Origin of the sequence: Halobacillus faecis (genome assembly GCF_007991335.1) — a bacterium.
GTDB classification, from domain to species: domain Bacteria; phylum Bacillota; class Bacilli; order Bacillales; family Halobacillaceae; genus Halobacillus; species Halobacillus faecis.
Window position 1 is genome coordinate 1 of the sequence record NZ_BJYD01000021.1, and the last position, 16,981, is coordinate 16,981.

The window sequence follows — 16,981 nt, forward strand, 5'->3', positions numbered from 1 at the left end:
TCCTGTGGGGGAGTGGCGAGCTTCCTCGGGCGGCCTGAGAACTAAGGGGTCTCGCCTATATCTTTTCTCCCACGGGAGTTTCGCAGCTTCCCAACCACCCCTTTTAATGTACAGGAGAAACGAACCCTTGTACCAAATTGGAAGATCTTCCCCTATCCAGTTGTTAGAGGTATAAAGCGATCTGGATTAAGCTTTTAAGAGTTATGGAGGGGTTCTATAACCCACTTCCCATAATTATACGAGCTGGCCTTTTGATAGTGGTTTCGAGAATCTTCCATTCCACGCAGCCCCATCCACTCAATATTCAAGAAAAGGAAGCTAATCTTGAATATTGAGTGGGGATATATAGCTGGTTAGTCTTTAGAGGAAAAGAAAAAGCAATCTCCGGGGAGATTGCTTTTTGATGATCCATCTATTCTTTCACAACATTCGCAGCTTGTGGGCCGCGGTCGCCTTCTACGATTTCGAAACTTACAGCTTGACCTTCTTCTAGAGATTTGAAGCCTTCTTCCTGAATAGCAGAGAAGTGTACGAATACGTCGTTTCCACCCTCAACTTGAATGAAACCGTAACCTTTTTCTGCGTTGAACCATTTGACTGTACCATTTTGCATGATTTGTTCCTCCTAAATCTTGCACGTAAAACGTGGAAATTACAAATATCAGACCGAAAAAAACCTCATAGTAGGTCCGGAAAAATAAATTCCGAAGCACTTCTATGAGGAGTTACCTGTCATTTACGTTTCCGATCGTGTTATTTGCTTACCTCAAATATATCGTATGAAAAAAGGAGCGTCAACATTCTGACTATAATAAATTTCAGCAGTTTGTAATCGTTTACTAGGATGGGATACTATATCTCATAAGGAGAGTCAGGTACAATGATAAAAGATACATAAGGAAAGGAAAGATCTACAATGAAATCCGATATAGAAATTGCTTTAGAAGCTAACATGAAACCCATCCAACAGATTGCTGAACAGTTGAACTTATCCGAGGAAGACTGGGAACCTTATGGACACTATAAGGCTAAATTATCGGATCATCTGTTAAATAAACTCTCTGATCGAAAAAAAGGGAAAATTATCTTAACGACATCAATCAACCCGACACCGGCCGGAGAAGGGAAGTCCACAGTAACGGTCGGATTGGGACAAGCCTTAAATAGGTTGAATCAACGCGCAGTGATCGCACTGAGAGAGCCTTCCCTCGGACCTACGATGGGAATAAAAGGCGGAGCAGCAGGGGGAGGGTATTCCCAGGTTGTACCGATGCAGGAGATCAATCTGCACTTTACCGGAGATATCCATGCCATTACATCAGCGAACAATGCGCTTTCTGCTTTCATCGACAATCATATTCATCAAGGTAATGAACTGAACATCGATCCGCGAAGAATTACCTGGAAGCGTGTGATGGATTTAAATGACCGAGCTTTACGCGAAGTAATTGTCGGTCTTGGAGGCCCTGTAAAAGGGGTTCCGAGAGAAGATGGCTTTAACATTACCGTTGCATCAGAAATTATGGCTATCCTTTGTTTAGCGAAAGATCTTCCTGATATGAAGCAGAGACTAGCTGATATAGTGATTGGGTACACCTATGACAAAAAAACCGTTCAAGTTCACCAACTAGGAGTGGAAGGGGCTTTGACACTTCTTTTAAAGGATGCGATCAAACCGAACCTTGTGCAAACCCTTGAGAACACACCAGCGATTATTCATGGAGGACCATTTGCTAATATTGCCCACGGATGTAACAGTGTAATGGCTACAAACTTAGCGGCGAAATTAGGAGATTATGTGGTGACAGAAGCTGGCTTCGGAGCTGATCTTGGAGCAGAGAAATTCTTGGATATTAAAACAAGAGCTGGCGACCTTGAACCTGATGCAGTGGTCATAGTAGCTACAATAAGAGCTCTTAAAATGCATGGGGGTATGGAAAAAGGGTTGCTGGAAAGTGAAAACGTGGAAGCATTAAAGGATGGAATCGGAAATTTGAAAAAGCATATGGAAACCATCCAGCAGTATGGTCTTCCTTTTGTTGTAGCGATCAACCAATTCCCTTCCGATACGGATCGGGAAATTGAATTCCTCACTCAATGGTGTAAAGAGCAGGGGGTTGAGGTATCTCTTACAAATGTCTTCGCCGAAGGTGGCAAAGGCGGGGAGGATCTGGCAGAAAAAGTGATGGGTGCTTGTGAGAAGAAAAACGCCCCCATGAAGTATATTTACGAATTAGAAGATTCATTAGAAGAAAAGATCGATAAAATTGTGACGCATGTATATGGAGCAGAAGGGGCTGATTTTTCTTCGAAAGCTGAAAAGCAAATTCGACAACTGAAGGAGCTCGGTTTTGGGGATCTACCTATTTGTATGGCTAAAACTCAATATTCCTTATCTGATGATCCTAAAAAGCTGGGCCGTCCGCAAGCCTTCAGGGTGACCGTAAGAGAGATCTATCCATCGATAGGAGCCGGTTTCCTCGTTGCTTTAACAGGGGAAGTTATGACTATGCCAGGATTGCCTAAGCAACCTGCCGCTTTGAGGATGGATGTAGACGATAATGGCATTATCCATGGTTTATTTTAATACAAGGCTTGATAAAGATCTGCTATAATCGTGCAAGTCGGCCATATATTTTTAGGTTGGAAAGTGAATGAAGAGAAGGCACGGTTAAACGATGGTAGGGGGACTTAAGATGACGATACGCATTGGTTTGACAGGTTGGGGAGATCATCCTGCCCTTTATTCGGATCGGACGAGATCTGAAGAGAAATTATCTGCTTATGCTTCTCATTTTCCTGTCGTTGAAGTAGATACAGCCTTTTATGCGATTCAACCCGTTTCCCGTTATGAAAAGTGGCTGAAGGAAACGCCCGAGTCCTTTTCATTTGTCATTAAGGCATTTCAGCAATTGACAGGTCATGACAGAGAATCAAGGACTGTACAGGAAGCTAAGGATTTGATGAAGCATTATGAAGAATCCATTCAGCCCGTATGGGAAAATGGACAGGTAAATGCTCTGTTGTTCCAATTTCCCCCTTGGTTTGATGTACGTAAAGAGAACATAAGAAAGCTTCGTTATATCCGGGAGTGGATGGAAGATTATCCATTGGCGCTGGAGTTTAGGAACCGCACATGGTTCGAGCCTAATTATTATGAACAAACGTTATCTTTTATGAAAGATCAACAATGGATTCACAGCATTTGTGATGAACCACAAGCAGGAGAGGGCTCTGTACCTCGTATTCTTGTACCCACCCACCCTGAAAAGACATTGGTCCGTTTCCATGGGCGCAATATACATGGGTGGAACAAAAACGGAAGAAAAGACTGGCGTAAAGTCCGCTTTTTGTATCGGTACAACGAGGAAGAGTTACAGGAGTGGAAAGAGCAGGCGTTAAAGCTCGAAGAAAAGACACCAGAGGTCACTCTTTTGTTTAACAACAATTCTGGTGGCGATGCAGCAGACAATGCAAAACAGATGCAAGAGCTCCTTGATATTAAGTATGACGACCTTAACCCACGTCAAATGGACCTTTTTAACTTTTAGGAGGGAAGCATGGACAGAAGGCATGCACTCGAACAAATAAAGAATTATATTCATGATCTATTCAAAGACGAACCGAGTGGACACGATGACGTCCACATGACCAGAGTGGCCTCATGGGCTAAATACATCGCGGTGAAGGAAGATGAAGATCCATTTTTATGTGAAGTGACAGCCCTCCTTCATGATGTAGGGGATCGAAAACTGTTCTCTGAACCAGAACAGGCGGTTCATGAAAGGGATAAACTCCTTGTAGATCTCGGTTTTACAGAAGAGGAGGTCGATAGTATCGCTGAAGCGATTCGTACGGTTTCTTTTTCAAAAGGAATGGTGCCAAAATCCAGACTCGGAGAAATCACTCAAGATGCTGACCGCTTAGATGCCATAGGAGCCATAGGCATTGCAAGAGCTTTTACTTATGGCGGGACGATTAATCAACCGATTTATAAAAAAGACAGAAAGGATGCGATCGATCATTTTCATGAAAAACTTTTTAAATTAAAAGGATTGATGCATACCGAAAGTGGAAAGCAAGAAGCTGAAAAGCGCCATCAATTCATGCTTCAATACTTAGAAGAGTTCCACCGTGAACAAGCATGCAGGGAGGAGACCAGCCATGTCACAGAATGAAAAAGCTTATTTGAATATGTGTGAATATGTATTAAAAGAAGGAAATACAAAAGGCGATCGAACAGGGACCGGTACTCTTTCTGTTTTTGGACATCAGATGCGGTTTGATCTTCAAGAAGGTTTTCCGCTTATGACCACTAAACGTGTTCCTTTCAAGTTGATTGCTAGTGAATTGTTATGGTTCATAAAAGGGGATACGAATATCCGCTATTTATTGAAGCATAAGAATAACATTTGGAACGAGTGGGCTTTTCAAAAATGGGTGGAGAGTGAAGACTATCAAGGCCCTGATATGTCTAATTTTGGGCACCGGAGCCAGGTGGATGATGAGTTCAACAAACAGTACAAAGAGCAAATGGAAAAGTTCAAGGAAAAGATCCTCCATGACGATGCGTTTGCAAAAGAGTTCGGTGACCTCGGAGCGGTTTACGGAAAGCAATGGAGGGAATGGAAGACAAGCAGAGGCCAAACCATCGATCAGCTTCAAAATGTTGTCGAAAGTATAAAGAATAACCCTGATTCACGAAGACATATCGTTACTGCTTGGAATCCAGAGGATGTCCCGTCGAATATGGCTTTACCCCCATGTCATGCCCTTTTTCAGTTTTATGTCGCGGATGGGAAATTGTCATGTCAGTTGTATCAAAGAAGCGGCGACATTTTCTTAGGCGTTCCGTTCAATATTGCTAGTTATGCGTTGCTTACCCACTTGATCGCACATGAGTGTGGGTTGGAAGTCGGTGAATTTATTCATACGCTTGGAGATGCTCATATTTACAGCAACCATACGAAGCAGATCACTGAACAATTATCTAGAGAACCTAGGTCCTTACCGTCGCTATCCTTGAATAAGGAAAAAGAAAGCATCTTTGATTTTGAACTGGAGGATATCACCTTAGAGGGTTATGATCCTCATCCGAGCATTAAAGCTCCAGTAGCTGTATAACTCAAGGTTAATTTTCCCGAATTAAATATAAGCTCTCGATTGTAGAAGACTTCATTTCGAAATAACCGGAGTTTGATTGGCTGATTAAGTGGATGAGATGAACTCCTTCACCAAAGAGGGCTGTCCTCCACTGTTCCTAAGCTGTAGCGGTCTATATCTAGCATTAGGAATGCATATATAATCCGGGTAGATTAAACTACTCACCTCCGTCAAGTTGGAAATGAGTGGTTTCGAGACACTGTTATAGCAAAGGGAGCCATTCCCCGCCCCCCATCTACTCTATAAACATCTCGAAACGGAGTCTTAAAAGCTTCTACGAATTACTTTAATAACTGAAAATATTAATAAAAGAGGTGTTAAGGATGATTTCATTCATATTTGCAATGGATAAAAACAGACTGATCGGAAAAGACAATGATTTACCATGGCATATTCCGAACGACTTTAAATTTTTCAAGGACACCACATGGGGAAAAACCATCATCATGGGTAGGAAAACATTTGAGTCTTTTCCTCAACCTCTTCCTGAGCGTGAGCACATCGTAATTACAAGCAATGAAAATTACGACAGGGAAGGATGTACAGTGATCCATTCCATTGATGAAATTCTGCAAATGGAGAAAAACAACCCTGATAAAGAATGGTTTGTAATCGGGGGAAGCGTTCTTTTTGAAAAAATGCTCCCATCTGCAGACCGGATGTATTTGACTTATATTGATGCAAGCTTTGAAGGGGATACTTATTTTCCGGAGTATGACGAATCCGAATGGACACTAGTTTCCGAGACGAAAGGTCTGAAAGATGAAAACAACCCGTACGACTATTATTTCCGTACCTACGACCGGAAGAAATCTTGATGGATCAAAAGGATTTGTGTGCAGTGATTCTTAATGGTGGTGGATCGACAAGAATGGGGACCGCTAAGTCTTCATTGAATTTTGGTTCTAAGACCTCATTGGAGTTGATTGCTCACACTCTTTCACAAGTGACCGACACGATTATAGTAAATCAAAAAGAACGAAAAAATGAGCCTTATCACATCGTACGAGATCTCTATGAGGATGCAGGACCACTCGCTGGTTTGCATGCAGTGATGAAAGAAAAGCCGTCCACCTGGATTGTGATGGCCGCCTGTGATACTCCTTTCGTCAGTGAAAAGGTTTATCGTCATCTGATTAAGGAGGCGGATGAAACGTTTGATGCAGTGATTCCCATCTATGAGGGGCGTTTTCACCCTATCTCCGGCGTGTATAATAGCCGGATTTTAGAGAAGTTAGAAACCTATCTCTCTCAAGGCGGCCGGAAAGTCAGAGGGCTCTTCGATAGTATTAAGGTCAAAGAACTGGCCACTTATCCAAGCGTCGATCAGGAAGAGCTTTTCATGCACTTCTTTAATATGAATACGCCCGATGACTATGCTTTAGCATGTGACTTGTTTAAAAAGGGGAAGAAATAGAGACAATAGAATACAGCGCATGATATGATAGGGACGATAAGATGGGAAGAAATTTTTAGTGAAGTTGTTTCTTTTCTTTGTTCACTCTTGTAAAATGGATATAAAGTACGTGTTGAAGGCGGTGAATGGACATGCTGTCAAGTATCGGAATACCAGGTCTGATTTTGATTTTGACGATTGCGTTAGTCATCTTCGGTCCGAAAAAGTTACCTGAAATCGGTAAGGCTGCTGGAGAAACGTTAAAAGAATTTAAAAATTCTGCTCGCGATCTTACAAGTGACTCTAGTGAAGAAAAGACGAATAAATAACATAAGCACAAATTCCCTAAGACATAACTAATGGAGTGATTGACCATGTTATCAAGCATTGGTGTACCAGGTCTCATTCTGATCTTAATCATCGCACTTGTCGTTTTCGGTCCTTCCAAACTTCCTGAAATCGGGAAAGCATTTGGGAGTTCTCTTAAAGAGTTCAAGAAAGCTACAGGGGACATCATGTCTGATGATGAAAGCAGTAAGACAGATAAGAAAACCAGAGAATAAAATGAATAAAGAAGGTGTAAGGGTCTTTCCCTTACATCTTCTTTTTGTCAGGCTCCTATCAGCCTGGAGGTGAATGTAGTGTCAGAACAGAAAATAACTCAGGATATTGAAATGAATGTGACCGATCACTTAAGTGAACTGCGTAAACGCATTTTATGGACGTTAGCTTTTTTTATCACTTTCTTCATTGTAGGCTTTATCTATGTTGAAAAAATACAGACATTCTTTATTAAAGATTTGCCATTTGAATTGAATATGACGAGTCCAGGTGAGATTATTTGGATTATTTTTACAATTGCAAGCCTTGTAGCAATCGTAGGGACACTGCCTATCTTGTCACTACAAATATGGCTGTTCGTTAAACCTGCCTTAACACCAAAGGAACGGAGGGTCTCGCTCTCCTACGTACCCGCGATTTTCTTATTGTTCCTTGCGGGGCTTACGTTTGGCTACATCGTATTTGTCCAGCTGATTCTACCGTTCCTCCTATCACTAAATAATGGCATGTTCAATGAAATTTACACCGTTGAGCGGTATTTTCGATTTCTCTTCAGAGTAACGATTCCTTTTGCTGTTTTATTTGAGATACCGATCATCATTATGTTCTTAACAAGTCTAGGTATCGTCAATCCCGTCTTTCTAGTGAAAGTACGTAAATATGCGTATTTTATTTTGATCATCATAGGAACCATCATTTCTCCACCGGATTTCATCTTGCAATTGGTGGTTGCGGTACCTTTGATTCTCTTATATGAGGTAAGCATTATTCTATCAAGGATCGTCTACCGTAAGAAACTTAAAAATCACCGGGAATTCATGGAGTCTAAAGATTAGATCTGTAAATTATTGAATATAGAGGCACTAGAAGTGGCCCAGAGATGTACATCTCTGGGCTTTTTATTGATCGATTTTTAAATACAAAAAGGTCAAGTTTTCGTTTTACAATATTATCTTTTGCTGTGCAGCCCGGAACGTGATAAAAATAATGTAGGAATATGCGAGGAGGAACAAATGAATGAGATCATTTTATCACTACATGATGAGATACAGAGGAAACAAGAAAAATAACGAGGAAAAACAACTCGCTGAATGGATGTTCGATGACCACAGCTTCCCAAAGCAGGCGAAATCTTATGACGAAATCAGCTCCTACTTAGAATGGAATGCACCTTTTCCTTCTGCTTTATCCGTTTTTGATCAATTATATGAGAAATACCAAATAGAAGAAGAATAAAAGAGAGGTGGACCCATGAAAATTTTACACACGGCTGACTGGCATTTGGGGAAAATCGTGAACTATGTACATATGACGGAAGACCAGCGCCATATCCTTCAAAAGTTCGTTGAAATTGTAGGCAGAGAAAAGCCGGATGTCATTATTATTGCCGGGGATCTCTACGATCGCTCAATTCCACCCAAACAAGCGGTGGAATTGCTGAATGAAACGTTAACGACACTTATTAATGACTACCAGGTTCCTGTACTTGCCATTTCAGGTAACCATGACAGTCCCGATCGGCTGAACTTTGGGAGTCAAATGTTCAGGAAACAAGGGCTCTTTTTAGATACAAAAATAAAAAAGGATAGAGAGCCTGTGACGTTGTACGATCAAGACGGACCTGTTCATTTTCACTTGATTCCTTACGTAGAACCAGCTGAAGTGGCTTATGCGTTTGAAGATGAAAGTATTAAAACCCACCAACAGGCAGCAGAAGCTTTGATTAATGATATCGAGCAGCGCTTTAACATGGCCGATCGTCATGTATGGATTGGCCACTCCTTTTTGGCTGGGGGAATGGAGTCGGAATCTGAAGAGAGGCTTTCCATGATTGGTGGGAGTCCTTACGTGGACGCCCGTTTATTCAAAGCTTTTTCTTATGTCGCCCTTGGCCACCTTCATCAGCCTCAAAGAGTAACAGAGGATTATATAAGGTACAGCGGCTCCATTTTGAAATACTCCTTTTCTGAAGTTAATCATGAAAAATCTGTGACGATGGTTCACATGGATCAAGAAGGATCCTGCGAATGGGAAAAGATTCCACTCACTCCAATCAGAGACTTCCAAGTCATTGAAGGTTACTTCGAAGACCTGCTTGTTGGAGAAGCCACCGACAACCCTGAAAACTACCTGCACGTACGCCTCTTAGATGATGGACAGCTTGTGGATCCTATGGGCAAATTACGTAAAGTTTACCCGAATATCCTTCATTTGGAAAGGCGAAGGTCAAAGACGAACCTGCAAATGGAAGAACTTCAGGAAGTCAAAAAGCGCCAAAAGCTATCACACGCTGATCTTTTCGCTTCTTTCTATGAAGATATTAAAGGGGAATCCATACCTTCAGAACGGAAAGAATTGATTGAACAAGCCATAGATAAGTTAAGGAAAGAAGAGAGGGGGAAATAAGATGAAAGCACTCACTCTGACGATGGCGGCTTTTGGTCCTTATCGACATAAACAAGTTGTTGATTTTACAACTTTAGGAGAAGAATCGATTTTCCTCATCACCGGTCCTACAGGAGCAGGAAAAACAACAATCTTTGATGCGATGTGTTTTGCCCTCTATGGACGGGCAAGTGGAAGTGATCGGGATCAGGACTCTATGCGTAGTCATTTCGCAGATTCAGAAGAGCCGACCTATGTAGAATTCACTTTCGAATTGCGCGGCAAGACGTATCGAATTGTACGGATGCCGAAGCAGATGAAAAAAAAGGAGCGCGGGGAAGGGTGGAAAGAAGACCCGGCCCGGGCCGATTTTTATATCCATCAAGGGGAAGAAGAGAAACTGGTAGCATCAAAGATTAAAGAAGTGAACGAATATATTGAAGACATTCTGGGTCTTGATTATGAACAATTCCGAAAAATGATTATGATTCCCCAAGGGGAATTCCGTAAGCTGATTTCTGAGAATAGTAAAGAGAGAGAGGAAATCCTGCAACGCATCTTCAAAACGGAGTTTTTCGCAGAAGTGACCGATCACTTCAAGAAACAGTCGAAGGAACTGGAAACAGAGATCAACCAATTTGAATGGAAAATTTCTCAGGAGAAAGAGAGGATCGTTTGGGGAGAAGAGACCGACATTGAGATAGAAAATGAAGAACTCTCAAAGGTTCGGGAACGACTCAATCACCGGATCGATCGTCAAAAACAACTCATTTCTGATGAAAAAAGCTATGTGAATCAACTCCAGCAAACGACAGAGCACTTGCAAAACCAATACTATAAATCAAAGCAACTCCTGGATTTATTTGAAGAAAGGGACAAGTTGTCCACGGAGAATCAGAAACTTAAAGAACATTCACCTGTCATCAAAGTTCTGGAGGAAGAGCATGCCGAAGCTAAACGGGCAGCTCAGGTTCGTCCTTATGAGAAGCAGTATGAAGAACGAAAAACAGAGCTTGACCAGCTCCGCGAGAGTCAGAAAAAGAGAGAAGAAACATACAACCGTGTAAAGTCAGAGTTTGATTGGGTTCAGGAAGAGTATGCTAAAAAAGCAGATCAACAAGAAGAACGCGACAGGTTGAAAGAAGCCTGGCAACAAAAACTAAAAGAAAAAGAGCATTTGGAAGACTTCCAGAAAAAGAGTCAAGGACTGGAAAATCTCGAGAAAAAGATGGCCGATAATCATCGTTCCCTTTCAGATTTAAAGGAGACGGAACATAAGATTCATGAAAACACGAAATGGATGAAAGAAAAAATAAAAGGCGAAAGGTCTTTAAGTGAAGCGGCTTATGAGAAAAAGCAGGCCTATCAATCATTGAAAACCAGAAAGGAAATCGTTGAACGTTTATCCAAAGAGTGGTTGCAGTTGGCTAAGCTACGCACACAATATCAGTCAGTCTCTAAACACTATCAGGAGAAGAAACAAACGTTACAGTCAACAAAAGAGTCTTACGAAAAAGCGTTGGATGATATTAGAAAACATCATGCCTACACCCTATCCTTACATTTAAGCGATGGTAAACCGTGCCCGGTCTGCGGATCATCTGAACATCCAGAAACGGCCGGGAAACCGGATGGTGTAATGAGTGAAGAACAGGTCGACAGGCTTAGAAAGCGCTATAAAGAAGTGGAACAATCTTTCGAAAAGGCTCAGGATGAATTGATACAGGTGAAATCCGAAGGGGAAGCACAGCGGCAACTGACGGAGAGCATTTGGAGCGATCTAGAAATGAAACAGGACCTTTCTGAAGATGCGATTGAAAAAGAAAGACAGACCTGCGCAGGGAAGATGGAAAAAATACTGGAAGAATATAACGATCTTAAAGGGAAAATTGAAGAGATACAGGCGATCGAAAAGAAAATGGACGAGATGGACCAACAATTGGAATCCCTGCAAGGAAAAAAAGACGCGCTTCAGCAAACAATCAATGAACAGCAGCAAAAACAAACCAAACGAAAAACAGAATTGGAATCACTAGAAGAAAACTTACCTTCGTTGACGGTGCGCCCTGATCAATTGGTTGAAGAAGCAGCAAAGCTTGAACGTGCATATAAAGATGCGGATAAGAATTGGAAAGATACCCAAAACTTATATCAAAGAAAACGGGACGAATGGCAAAAGATCCAAACATCTGTAGAAGAAGGACAAAACTACTTGGAGCAAGGGAAAAAGGCTTTAGAACAACGAAAAACAGAATTTGATCAAACGCTTGTTCAATTTTCATTTGGTTCGATCGAGGATTATCAATCGTCCATTAGAACTCCTCAAAAGATGGAACAAATGATGAATGAAATACAACAGTATCGCCAACGAGTACATGTCGTCCATGAGCAATTGGAGGAGTTGAATGAAAAGCTCAATGATCAAGAGAGGCCAGAATTATCCAACGTACAAGAGAAATTAGAAGAAATGCAGGAAAAACTGAACGAGCAGCGGGGATTGGTCAATCAACTAAACATTTCACTGCAACAAAATGAAGCCATACGAGAAAACATCCAGAGACTGGTAGAAGAACAAGGAGAGCTCGCAGCAAAATATTATGATATTGCTGAATTGGCTCAAATCGCAAACGGGGACAATCACTTACGCCTCTCTTTGGAAAGGTATGTACTGGCTTCTTACTTGGATGAAATTCTTATCCAGGCCAATTTGCGCTTAGATCAAATGACGGACCACCGTTATCAACTGATCCGGAGCGATTCAATTGCGAAGCGAGGGGCACAAAGTGGGCTCGATCTTGAAGTCATTGACCATCATACAGGACAACAGCGTTCAGTGAGAACATTATCTGGTGGGGAAGGCTTTAAAACATCCCTAAGCTTAGCTCTCGGAATGGCCGATGTTGTTCAGGCCCATGCTGGTGGTGTTCAGTTGGACACATTGTTCATTGATGAAGGTTTCGGAACACTGGATGATCTTTCTTTGGAACAAGCGATTGGCTGTCTTAGAGGTCTCCAGGACGGCAACCGGATGCTCGGGATTATTTCCCATGTGCAGCAATTGAAAGAGGAAATACCTGCGAAATTACAAATAGAATCAGGACCGGAAGGATCAAAAGTTAAATTTGTCTTTCAATAAGGTAAGGAATATTTCCCGCTTTAGGTAAGAATTTGTGTGAAGAAACGCCACCGTTCAACAGCAGTCTCCAAATTCTATGTTTCTATAATGGAAATAAAGAAAAACTTGTGTCATATTATGCGCTTGCCCGGGAAATATCTGAAACATAATCAGTGATTGTTCATAGAGGAGGTGTTCGGATGTTCCTGCCAACGAATGATTGGGAACTTCGTCTGCACGACGAGTTTAAAAAAGATTATTTCAAAGATTTACAAAGTGTGTTAGAGAGAGAATATAAAGACAACTCTATCCATCCTGCTTGGGAAGATGTATTCGCAGCCCTCCAGTACACATCATATGAGTCAGCGAAAGTTGTGATTCTAGGGCAGGATCCCTATCACGGAAAGAACCAGGCTCATGGCCTCAGTTTTTCAGTTCAACCCGGCAACCGCATCCCGCCGTCCCTTCGTAATATCTACAAAGAACTAGAAGCGGATCTAGGTGTGCACCCCCCGAATCATGGCTTCCTCCGTCCTTGGGCAGAACAGGGAGTGCTTCTTTTAAATGATGTCTTAACAGTAAGGGAGGGGGAAGCAAATTCTCACAGAGGGCTAGGGTGGGAAACGTTCACCGATGCTGTCATCCAATCATTGAATGAAAGAAAGAAGCCGATGGTATTCTTCTTATGGGGGAAACATGCACAAAAGAAAGGGGCGTTCATCGATCGTGAAAAACATCTGGTGGTGACTTCTTCCCATCCCAGTCCTTTTGCAGCACATAGAGGCTTTTTCGGAAGTCGGCCCTTTTCTCAGGCGAATATGTTTTTATCCAGTAACGGAATGGATCCGGTGGATTGGTCGCTCCCCCATATGAGCACAGAGACAGGAGCCCAAACCAGTTCATAAAAAAGGCATATGCTAGAGTATTCTAATGTTTCGGAGGGGTTTTTATGTTTCCGACAGGTCAACCGCCTTTCCCTCCTATGGGCCAGTTTCCAGGGTTTCAGCAAGCTGCACCGCAAATGATGCGGTCGATGGCTCCGTATATAAATGCAGGAACTCGGGGGTTCGGAGGCTTTAGTGGCTTTGGTGCTCCAGGCTTTTTAGGAAATACAGGTTTCGGTTCTGGATTCCCGGGGGTTCTTGGTGGAGGTGGAGGTACTGGTTTTGGTGCACAGGCTCTTGGTGCTGCAGGTACAGCTGCAAAGTCAGGAGGAGTTGGGTGGCTCGGTCATATGCAGACGGCCCTAAAAGCCATGCAATCGGCAGCACCTATGATGCAGCAATACGGACCGATGCTCAAAAACATCCCAGCCATGATCAATATGATGAAAATCATGAATGAACCAGACGACGATGATGATGAGAGTCTCGTGTCATTGGATGAAAGCAGTGAAAAGACTTCTGTTTCTCAAGATTGGGAATCCACCAGTGTGCTTGAAAAGAAGAAAGTGAAAAAACGATCTCAAGGTGCATCACAGCCTAAACTATTCATTTAGGCTGTGCGTGTAGCTTGATTTTTTTTGTGGAGTTAGCAAGAATAAGAACATAACCACATTATAGAAATCAGAGCCCATGCCTTTAGGAGGTTTTATATTGAGTACACGATTAGAAAAAGCAACATTCGCAGGAGGATGCTTCTGGTGTATGGTCGAACCTTTCGATGAACGCCCTGGAATCGAATCCATTGTTTCAGGCTATACAGGGGGACATACAGAAGACCCGACATACATGCAGGTAGTCACTGAGACGACGGGGCACAGGGAAGCGGTACAGATCACTTTCGACCCAGCCATTTTCCCTTATGAGCGGCTGGTTGAGCTATTTTGGCAGCAAATCGACCCTACAGATGCTGGTGGTCAATTCGCTGACCGAGGTCACTCTTACACGACAGCCATCTATTACCATAACGAAAGACAAAAGCAAGTGGCAGAAAAGAGTAAAAAAGAGCTTGCAGCATCTGGAAAATTCAAAGACCCGATAGTAACAGAAATTCTGCCGGCTGAAACATTTTATCCAGCTGAAGATAAGCACCAGGATTATTATAAGAAGAATCGTTTTCATTACAAACGGTACAAAAAAGGGTCTGGACGAGCTGATTTTATAAAAGATCGATGGAGTTATGAAAAAGACCAGAAAGAATTAAAGCAGCGCCTTACTGATATTCAGTATAAAGTTACACAGGAGAATGCGACAGAGCGCCCTTTTCAAAATGAATTTTTTGACCACGAAGATGAAGGCATCTATGTTGACATTGTTTCAGGAGAGCCGCTGTTCAGTTCGAAAGATAAATATGATGCGGGCTGTGGCTGGCCCAGCTTTACAAAGCCGATTGAAAAGCAGCAGGTGAAAGAAGAAGTCGATCGGTCTCATGGAATGTTCCGTACGGAAGTCCGAAGTGACCGGGCGGATTCTCATCTCGGCCATGTGTTCGAAGATGGACCGAAAGATCAAGGCGGGTTGCGCTATTGCATCAATTCTGCTGCTTTGCAGTTCATTCCTAAAGAAGATATGGAAGAAAAAGGGTATGGATATTTGACGTACCTTTTTGAGTGAAGTCCCACGGGTGCCCTTCTCACCTTTGATGATGATATAATGAAGGTAGTTTGAGGAGGTACCGAATTGGGAAGGAAACGAATTCTTACAAAAGAAGAAATTTTAAATGAAACAGGTGCTTTGCTCAGGAGAGAGGGAATTCACGGAGTTCATTTTAAAAAACTCGCGGAGGAGCTCCAAGTGAGCAGAAGCACCCTTTACGAATATTTTAAGAATAAAGAAGATCTCATTCTATCTTATATGAGAACGATGATGGAAGACATGACTGCTCAAATTGATGCGATTCCTGAAGAGGATGCGCCCAATCAAAAGCTATATCATTTACTATTCATTTTTCTCGACCATGCAGAAACTCATCATATCGACCAAATGATCCGAGAGCTTCAGAGCAGTGACCATACCCTTGCTCTATTCTATCGCACAAAAATCCATGAAGACCTAATGGGAACGTATGACCAAATGCTGAAATGGATTGAAGATGCAAAGAGAACAGGTATTTGGAAGGATGATATAGAAAGTGAAATGGTTGCTGATCTCATTTTCCATTCCATATTATTTCCTACCAGACATAAATATGGGGTAAAAGAAATGACGGATCAACTTTTTAGAATGATTGAATATGGTTTGAAAAACGAATAAATATACCGCTTCCCAAATGGGGAGCGGTTTCTTGTATTTCTCATTTTCTAATTCTTTTAGAATTTCTGAAAGGAGCGCTCGCTCCATGAGACCTTCAAACAAAATGAAGACTTACTTAATTGCAGGGCCGGGCGGGCTTTTGTTCGATCTTTTGAACCTCCCGATCCCATGGATATTAGGGCCGTTTGTATTCATCGTACTTGCTAAATCATTCACTTCATTGGAATCGGAAGCAGCCCCGTCAACCAAAAATACGGCTTTCGTTTTACTAGGAATCCAGATTGGTCTTACATTCAGTGCGGAAACCTTTCGCTCTATCGGTCCTTATTTGGTTCCGTATACCATTCTAACATCAGCAATGATTGCGATCAGTTTACTAGCTGGTTGGTACATTTCCAAGTATGGGACTGTAGATACAACGACAGCGCTTGTAGGAAGCTCTCCAGGCGGACTGTCGGCCATGATTGCTGTGAGCGATTCAATGAAAGGGAATAGCGCACTTGTGACCATTTTCCATACATTACGTTTGATGAGCGTCCTGTTTATCATTCCTTTTTATGTCACACATGGGAATTTCGATGACTCATCAACAGTTGTAGCTGGTGTATCGGGAGAGGTGAATAAAGGCTCTATCTATACCATCCCTTTATACTTGGTAGCTGCTTGGACAGGCTGGAAATGGAGAAAATGGATACCAGCCTCACTCGTCATCATTCCCATGCTTTTTGTAGGTTCTCTCCAGACCACTGGTGTCCCTTTTTATCCTTTACCAGAGCTGTTTTTCACGCTTGCACAATTTCTTATAGGGGCATACTTAGGACATACGGTGTCTCTAAAAGAGATTATTTCAGCTGGAAAGACTTGCATAGCTTTCTTGGTTTTGGCTGTTTCCATGATAGGGGTAGGAATTGGAATGGCATTTTTATTGAGTTGGTGGACAACCATGGAAATTAAAACAGCTGTTTTGGCTCTCGCACCTGGAGGTCTGGTAGAGATGTCCATCACCGCTGAACAAACGGGTGGTGAACCTGCAATCGTCAGCTCCTTGCAGACGATTCGATTATTGATCATCGTCCTATTGCTTCCTATATTGTTCAAAAAGTTAAGAGCTTGAACTTTGACATTATCTCGAATTAAAGATAAAATATAAGAAGAATAGCTTAGTTA

18 protein-coding genes are annotated in these 16,981 nt (G+C 42.2%); 17 read left to right on the forward strand and 1 reads right to left on the reverse strand.

The window, feature by feature from the left end:
• Positions 1-412 precede the first annotated feature (412 nt).
• The gene (gene cspD / locus HFA01_RS10925; RefSeq protein ID WP_146816158.1) at positions 413-613 is read right to left on the reverse strand and encodes a cold-shock protein CspD; all 201 of its coding nucleotides are present in this window, start codon (positions 611-613) and stop codon (positions 413-415) included.
• Positions 614-916: 303 nt separating this feature from the next.
• On the opposite strand from cspD, the gene HFA01_RS10930 reads away from it, so the two are divergent.
• The 17 genes from HFA01_RS10930 (at position 917) to HFA01_RS11010 (ending at position 16,928) form a co-directional block, all read left to right on the forward strand.
• Entirely contained in the window at positions 917-2,587 is a 1,671-nt protein-coding gene (locus tag HFA01_RS10930) for a formate--tetrahydrofolate ligase (RefSeq protein WP_146816160.1), read from the forward strand.
• 109 nt (positions 2,588-2,696) lie between these two features.
• A complete protein-coding gene (locus HFA01_RS10935; RefSeq protein WP_146816162.1) occupies positions 2,697-3,551 on the forward strand; it encodes a DUF72 domain-containing protein in 855 nt (284 codons plus the stop codon).
• A gap of 9 nt (positions 3,552-3,560) precedes the next feature.
• Complete coding sequence (locus HFA01_RS10940; RefSeq protein ID WP_146816164.1) at positions 3,561-4,178, forward strand: HD domain-containing protein; 618 nt, start codon at positions 3,561-3,563, stop codon at positions 4,176-4,178.
• Positions 4,165-5,124: a thymidylate synthase gene (locus HFA01_RS10945; RefSeq protein WP_146816166.1), complete on the forward strand. Its 960-nt coding sequence runs from the start codon at positions 4,165-4,167 to the stop codon at positions 5,122-5,124. Before HFA01_RS10940 ends, HFA01_RS10945 begins: the two co-directional genes overlap by 14 nt.
• A gap of 362 nt (positions 5,125-5,486) precedes the next feature.
• Positions 5,487-5,981: a dihydrofolate reductase gene (locus HFA01_RS10950; RefSeq protein WP_146816168.1), complete on the forward strand. Its 495-nt coding sequence runs from the start codon at positions 5,487-5,489 to the stop codon at positions 5,979-5,981.
• Positions 5,981-6,580, forward strand: coding sequence for a molybdenum cofactor guanylyltransferase (gene mobA / locus HFA01_RS10955; RefSeq protein ID WP_146816170.1), 600 nt, complete (start codon positions 5,981-5,983; stop codon positions 6,578-6,580). Before HFA01_RS10950 ends, mobA begins: the two co-directional genes overlap by 1 nt.
• A 131-nt stretch (positions 6,581-6,711) precedes the next feature.
• Positions 6,712-6,888, forward strand: coding sequence for a twin-arginine translocase TatA/TatE family subunit (locus HFA01_RS10960; protein ID WP_089652603.1), 177 nt, complete (start codon positions 6,712-6,714; stop codon positions 6,886-6,888).
• A 45-nt stretch (positions 6,889-6,933) separates the two neighbouring features.
• A complete protein-coding gene (gene tatA / locus HFA01_RS10965) occupies positions 6,934-7,122 on the forward strand; it encodes a twin-arginine translocase TatA/TatE family subunit (protein WP_146816172.1) in 189 nt (62 codons plus the stop codon).
• Positions 7,123-7,233: 111 nt separating this feature from the next.
• The gene (tatC, locus tag HFA01_RS10970; protein WP_146816453.1) at positions 7,234-7,956 is read left to right on the forward strand and encodes a twin-arginine translocase subunit TatC; all 723 of its coding nucleotides are present in this window, start codon (positions 7,234-7,236) and stop codon (positions 7,954-7,956) included.
• A gap of 181 nt (positions 7,957-8,137) precedes the next feature.
• Positions 8,138-8,356: a YozE family protein gene (locus tag HFA01_RS10975; RefSeq protein WP_146816174.1), complete on the forward strand. Its 219-nt coding sequence runs from the start codon at positions 8,138-8,140 to the stop codon at positions 8,354-8,356.
• A gap of 15 nt (positions 8,357-8,371) precedes the next feature.
• Entirely contained in the window at positions 8,372-9,526 is a 1,155-nt protein-coding gene (locus HFA01_RS10980) for an exonuclease SbcCD subunit D (RefSeq protein WP_146816176.1), read from the forward strand.
• Position 9,527: 1 nt separating this feature from the next.
• Entirely contained in the window at positions 9,528-12,641 is a 3,114-nt protein-coding gene (locus tag HFA01_RS10985) for an AAA family ATPase (protein WP_146816178.1), read from the forward strand.
• A gap of 179 nt (positions 12,642-12,820) precedes the next feature.
• The gene (locus HFA01_RS10990; protein WP_146816180.1) at positions 12,821-13,525 is read left to right on the forward strand and encodes a uracil-DNA glycosylase; all 705 of its coding nucleotides are present in this window, start codon (positions 12,821-12,823) and stop codon (positions 13,523-13,525) included.
• Positions 13,526-13,569: 44 nt separating this feature from the next.
• Complete coding sequence (vrrA, locus tag HFA01_RS10995) at positions 13,570-14,118, forward strand: VrrA/YqfQ family protein (RefSeq protein WP_246139318.1); 549 nt, start codon at positions 13,570-13,572, stop codon at positions 14,116-14,118.
• A gap of 97 nt (positions 14,119-14,215) precedes the next feature.
• Complete coding sequence (gene msrB, locus HFA01_RS11000; RefSeq protein ID WP_146816182.1) at positions 14,216-15,175, forward strand: peptide-methionine (R)-S-oxide reductase MsrB; 960 nt, start codon at positions 14,216-14,218, stop codon at positions 15,173-15,175.
• Positions 15,176-15,241: 66 nt separating this feature from the next.
• Positions 15,242-15,814 (forward strand): TetR/AcrR family transcriptional regulator, encoded by a 573-nt coding sequence (locus HFA01_RS11005; protein WP_146816185.1) that lies wholly within the window; start codon positions 15,242-15,244, stop codon positions 15,812-15,814.
• A gap of 85 nt (positions 15,815-15,899) precedes the next feature.
• On the forward strand, positions 15,900-16,928 hold the full coding sequence (locus HFA01_RS11010; RefSeq protein WP_146816187.1) for an AbrB family transcriptional regulator: 1,029 nt from the start codon (positions 15,900-15,902) through the stop codon (positions 16,926-16,928).
• Positions 16,929-16,981: the final 53 nt, after the last annotated feature.

Excerpts from the sequence above, each read along its gene's own strand:
- cspD (WP_146816158.1), bottom strand. The coding sequence starts at position 613 with ATGCAAAATGGTACAGTCAAATGGTTCAACGCAGAAAAAGGTTACGGT.
- HFA01_RS10930 (WP_146816160.1), top strand. The coding sequence starts at position 917 with ATGAAATCCGATATAGAAATTGCTTTAGAAGCTAACATGAAACCCATC.
- HFA01_RS10935 (WP_146816162.1), top strand. The coding sequence starts at position 2,697 with ATGACGATACGCATTGGTTTGACAGGTTGGGGAGATCATCCTGCCCTT.
- HFA01_RS10940 (WP_146816164.1), top strand. The coding sequence starts at position 3,561 with ATGGACAGAAGGCATGCACTCGAACAAATAAAGAATTATATTCATGAT.
- HFA01_RS10945 (WP_146816166.1), top strand. The coding sequence starts at position 4,165 with ATGTCACAGAATGAAAAAGCTTATTTGAATATGTGTGAATATGTATTA.
- HFA01_RS10950 (WP_146816168.1), top strand. The coding sequence starts at position 5,487 with ATGATTTCATTCATATTTGCAATGGATAAAAACAGACTGATCGGAAAA.
- mobA (WP_146816170.1), top strand. The coding sequence starts at position 5,981 with ATGGATCAAAAGGATTTGTGTGCAGTGATTCTTAATGGTGGTGGATCG.
- HFA01_RS10960 (WP_089652603.1), top strand. The coding sequence starts at position 6,712 with ATGCTGTCAAGTATCGGAATACCAGGTCTGATTTTGATTTTGACGATT.
- tatA (WP_146816172.1), top strand. The coding sequence starts at position 6,934 with ATGTTATCAAGCATTGGTGTACCAGGTCTCATTCTGATCTTAATCATC.
- tatC (WP_146816453.1), top strand. The coding sequence starts at position 7,234 with ATGAATGTGACCGATCACTTAAGTGAACTGCGTAAACGCATTTTATGG.
- HFA01_RS10975 (WP_146816174.1), top strand. The coding sequence starts at position 8,138 with ATGAGATCATTTTATCACTACATGATGAGATACAGAGGAAACAAGAAA.
- HFA01_RS10980 (WP_146816176.1), top strand. The coding sequence starts at position 8,372 with ATGAAAATTTTACACACGGCTGACTGGCATTTGGGGAAAATCGTGAAC.
- HFA01_RS10985 (WP_146816178.1), top strand. The coding sequence starts at position 9,528 with ATGAAAGCACTCACTCTGACGATGGCGGCTTTTGGTCCTTATCGACAT.
- HFA01_RS10990 (WP_146816180.1), top strand. The coding sequence starts at position 12,821 with ATGTTCCTGCCAACGAATGATTGGGAACTTCGTCTGCACGACGAGTTT.
- vrrA (WP_246139318.1), top strand. The coding sequence starts at position 13,570 with ATGTTTCCGACAGGTCAACCGCCTTTCCCTCCTATGGGCCAGTTTCCA.
- HFA01_RS11010 (WP_146816187.1), top strand. The coding sequence starts at position 15,900 with ATGAGACCTTCAAACAAAATGAAGACTTACTTAATTGCAGGGCCGGGC.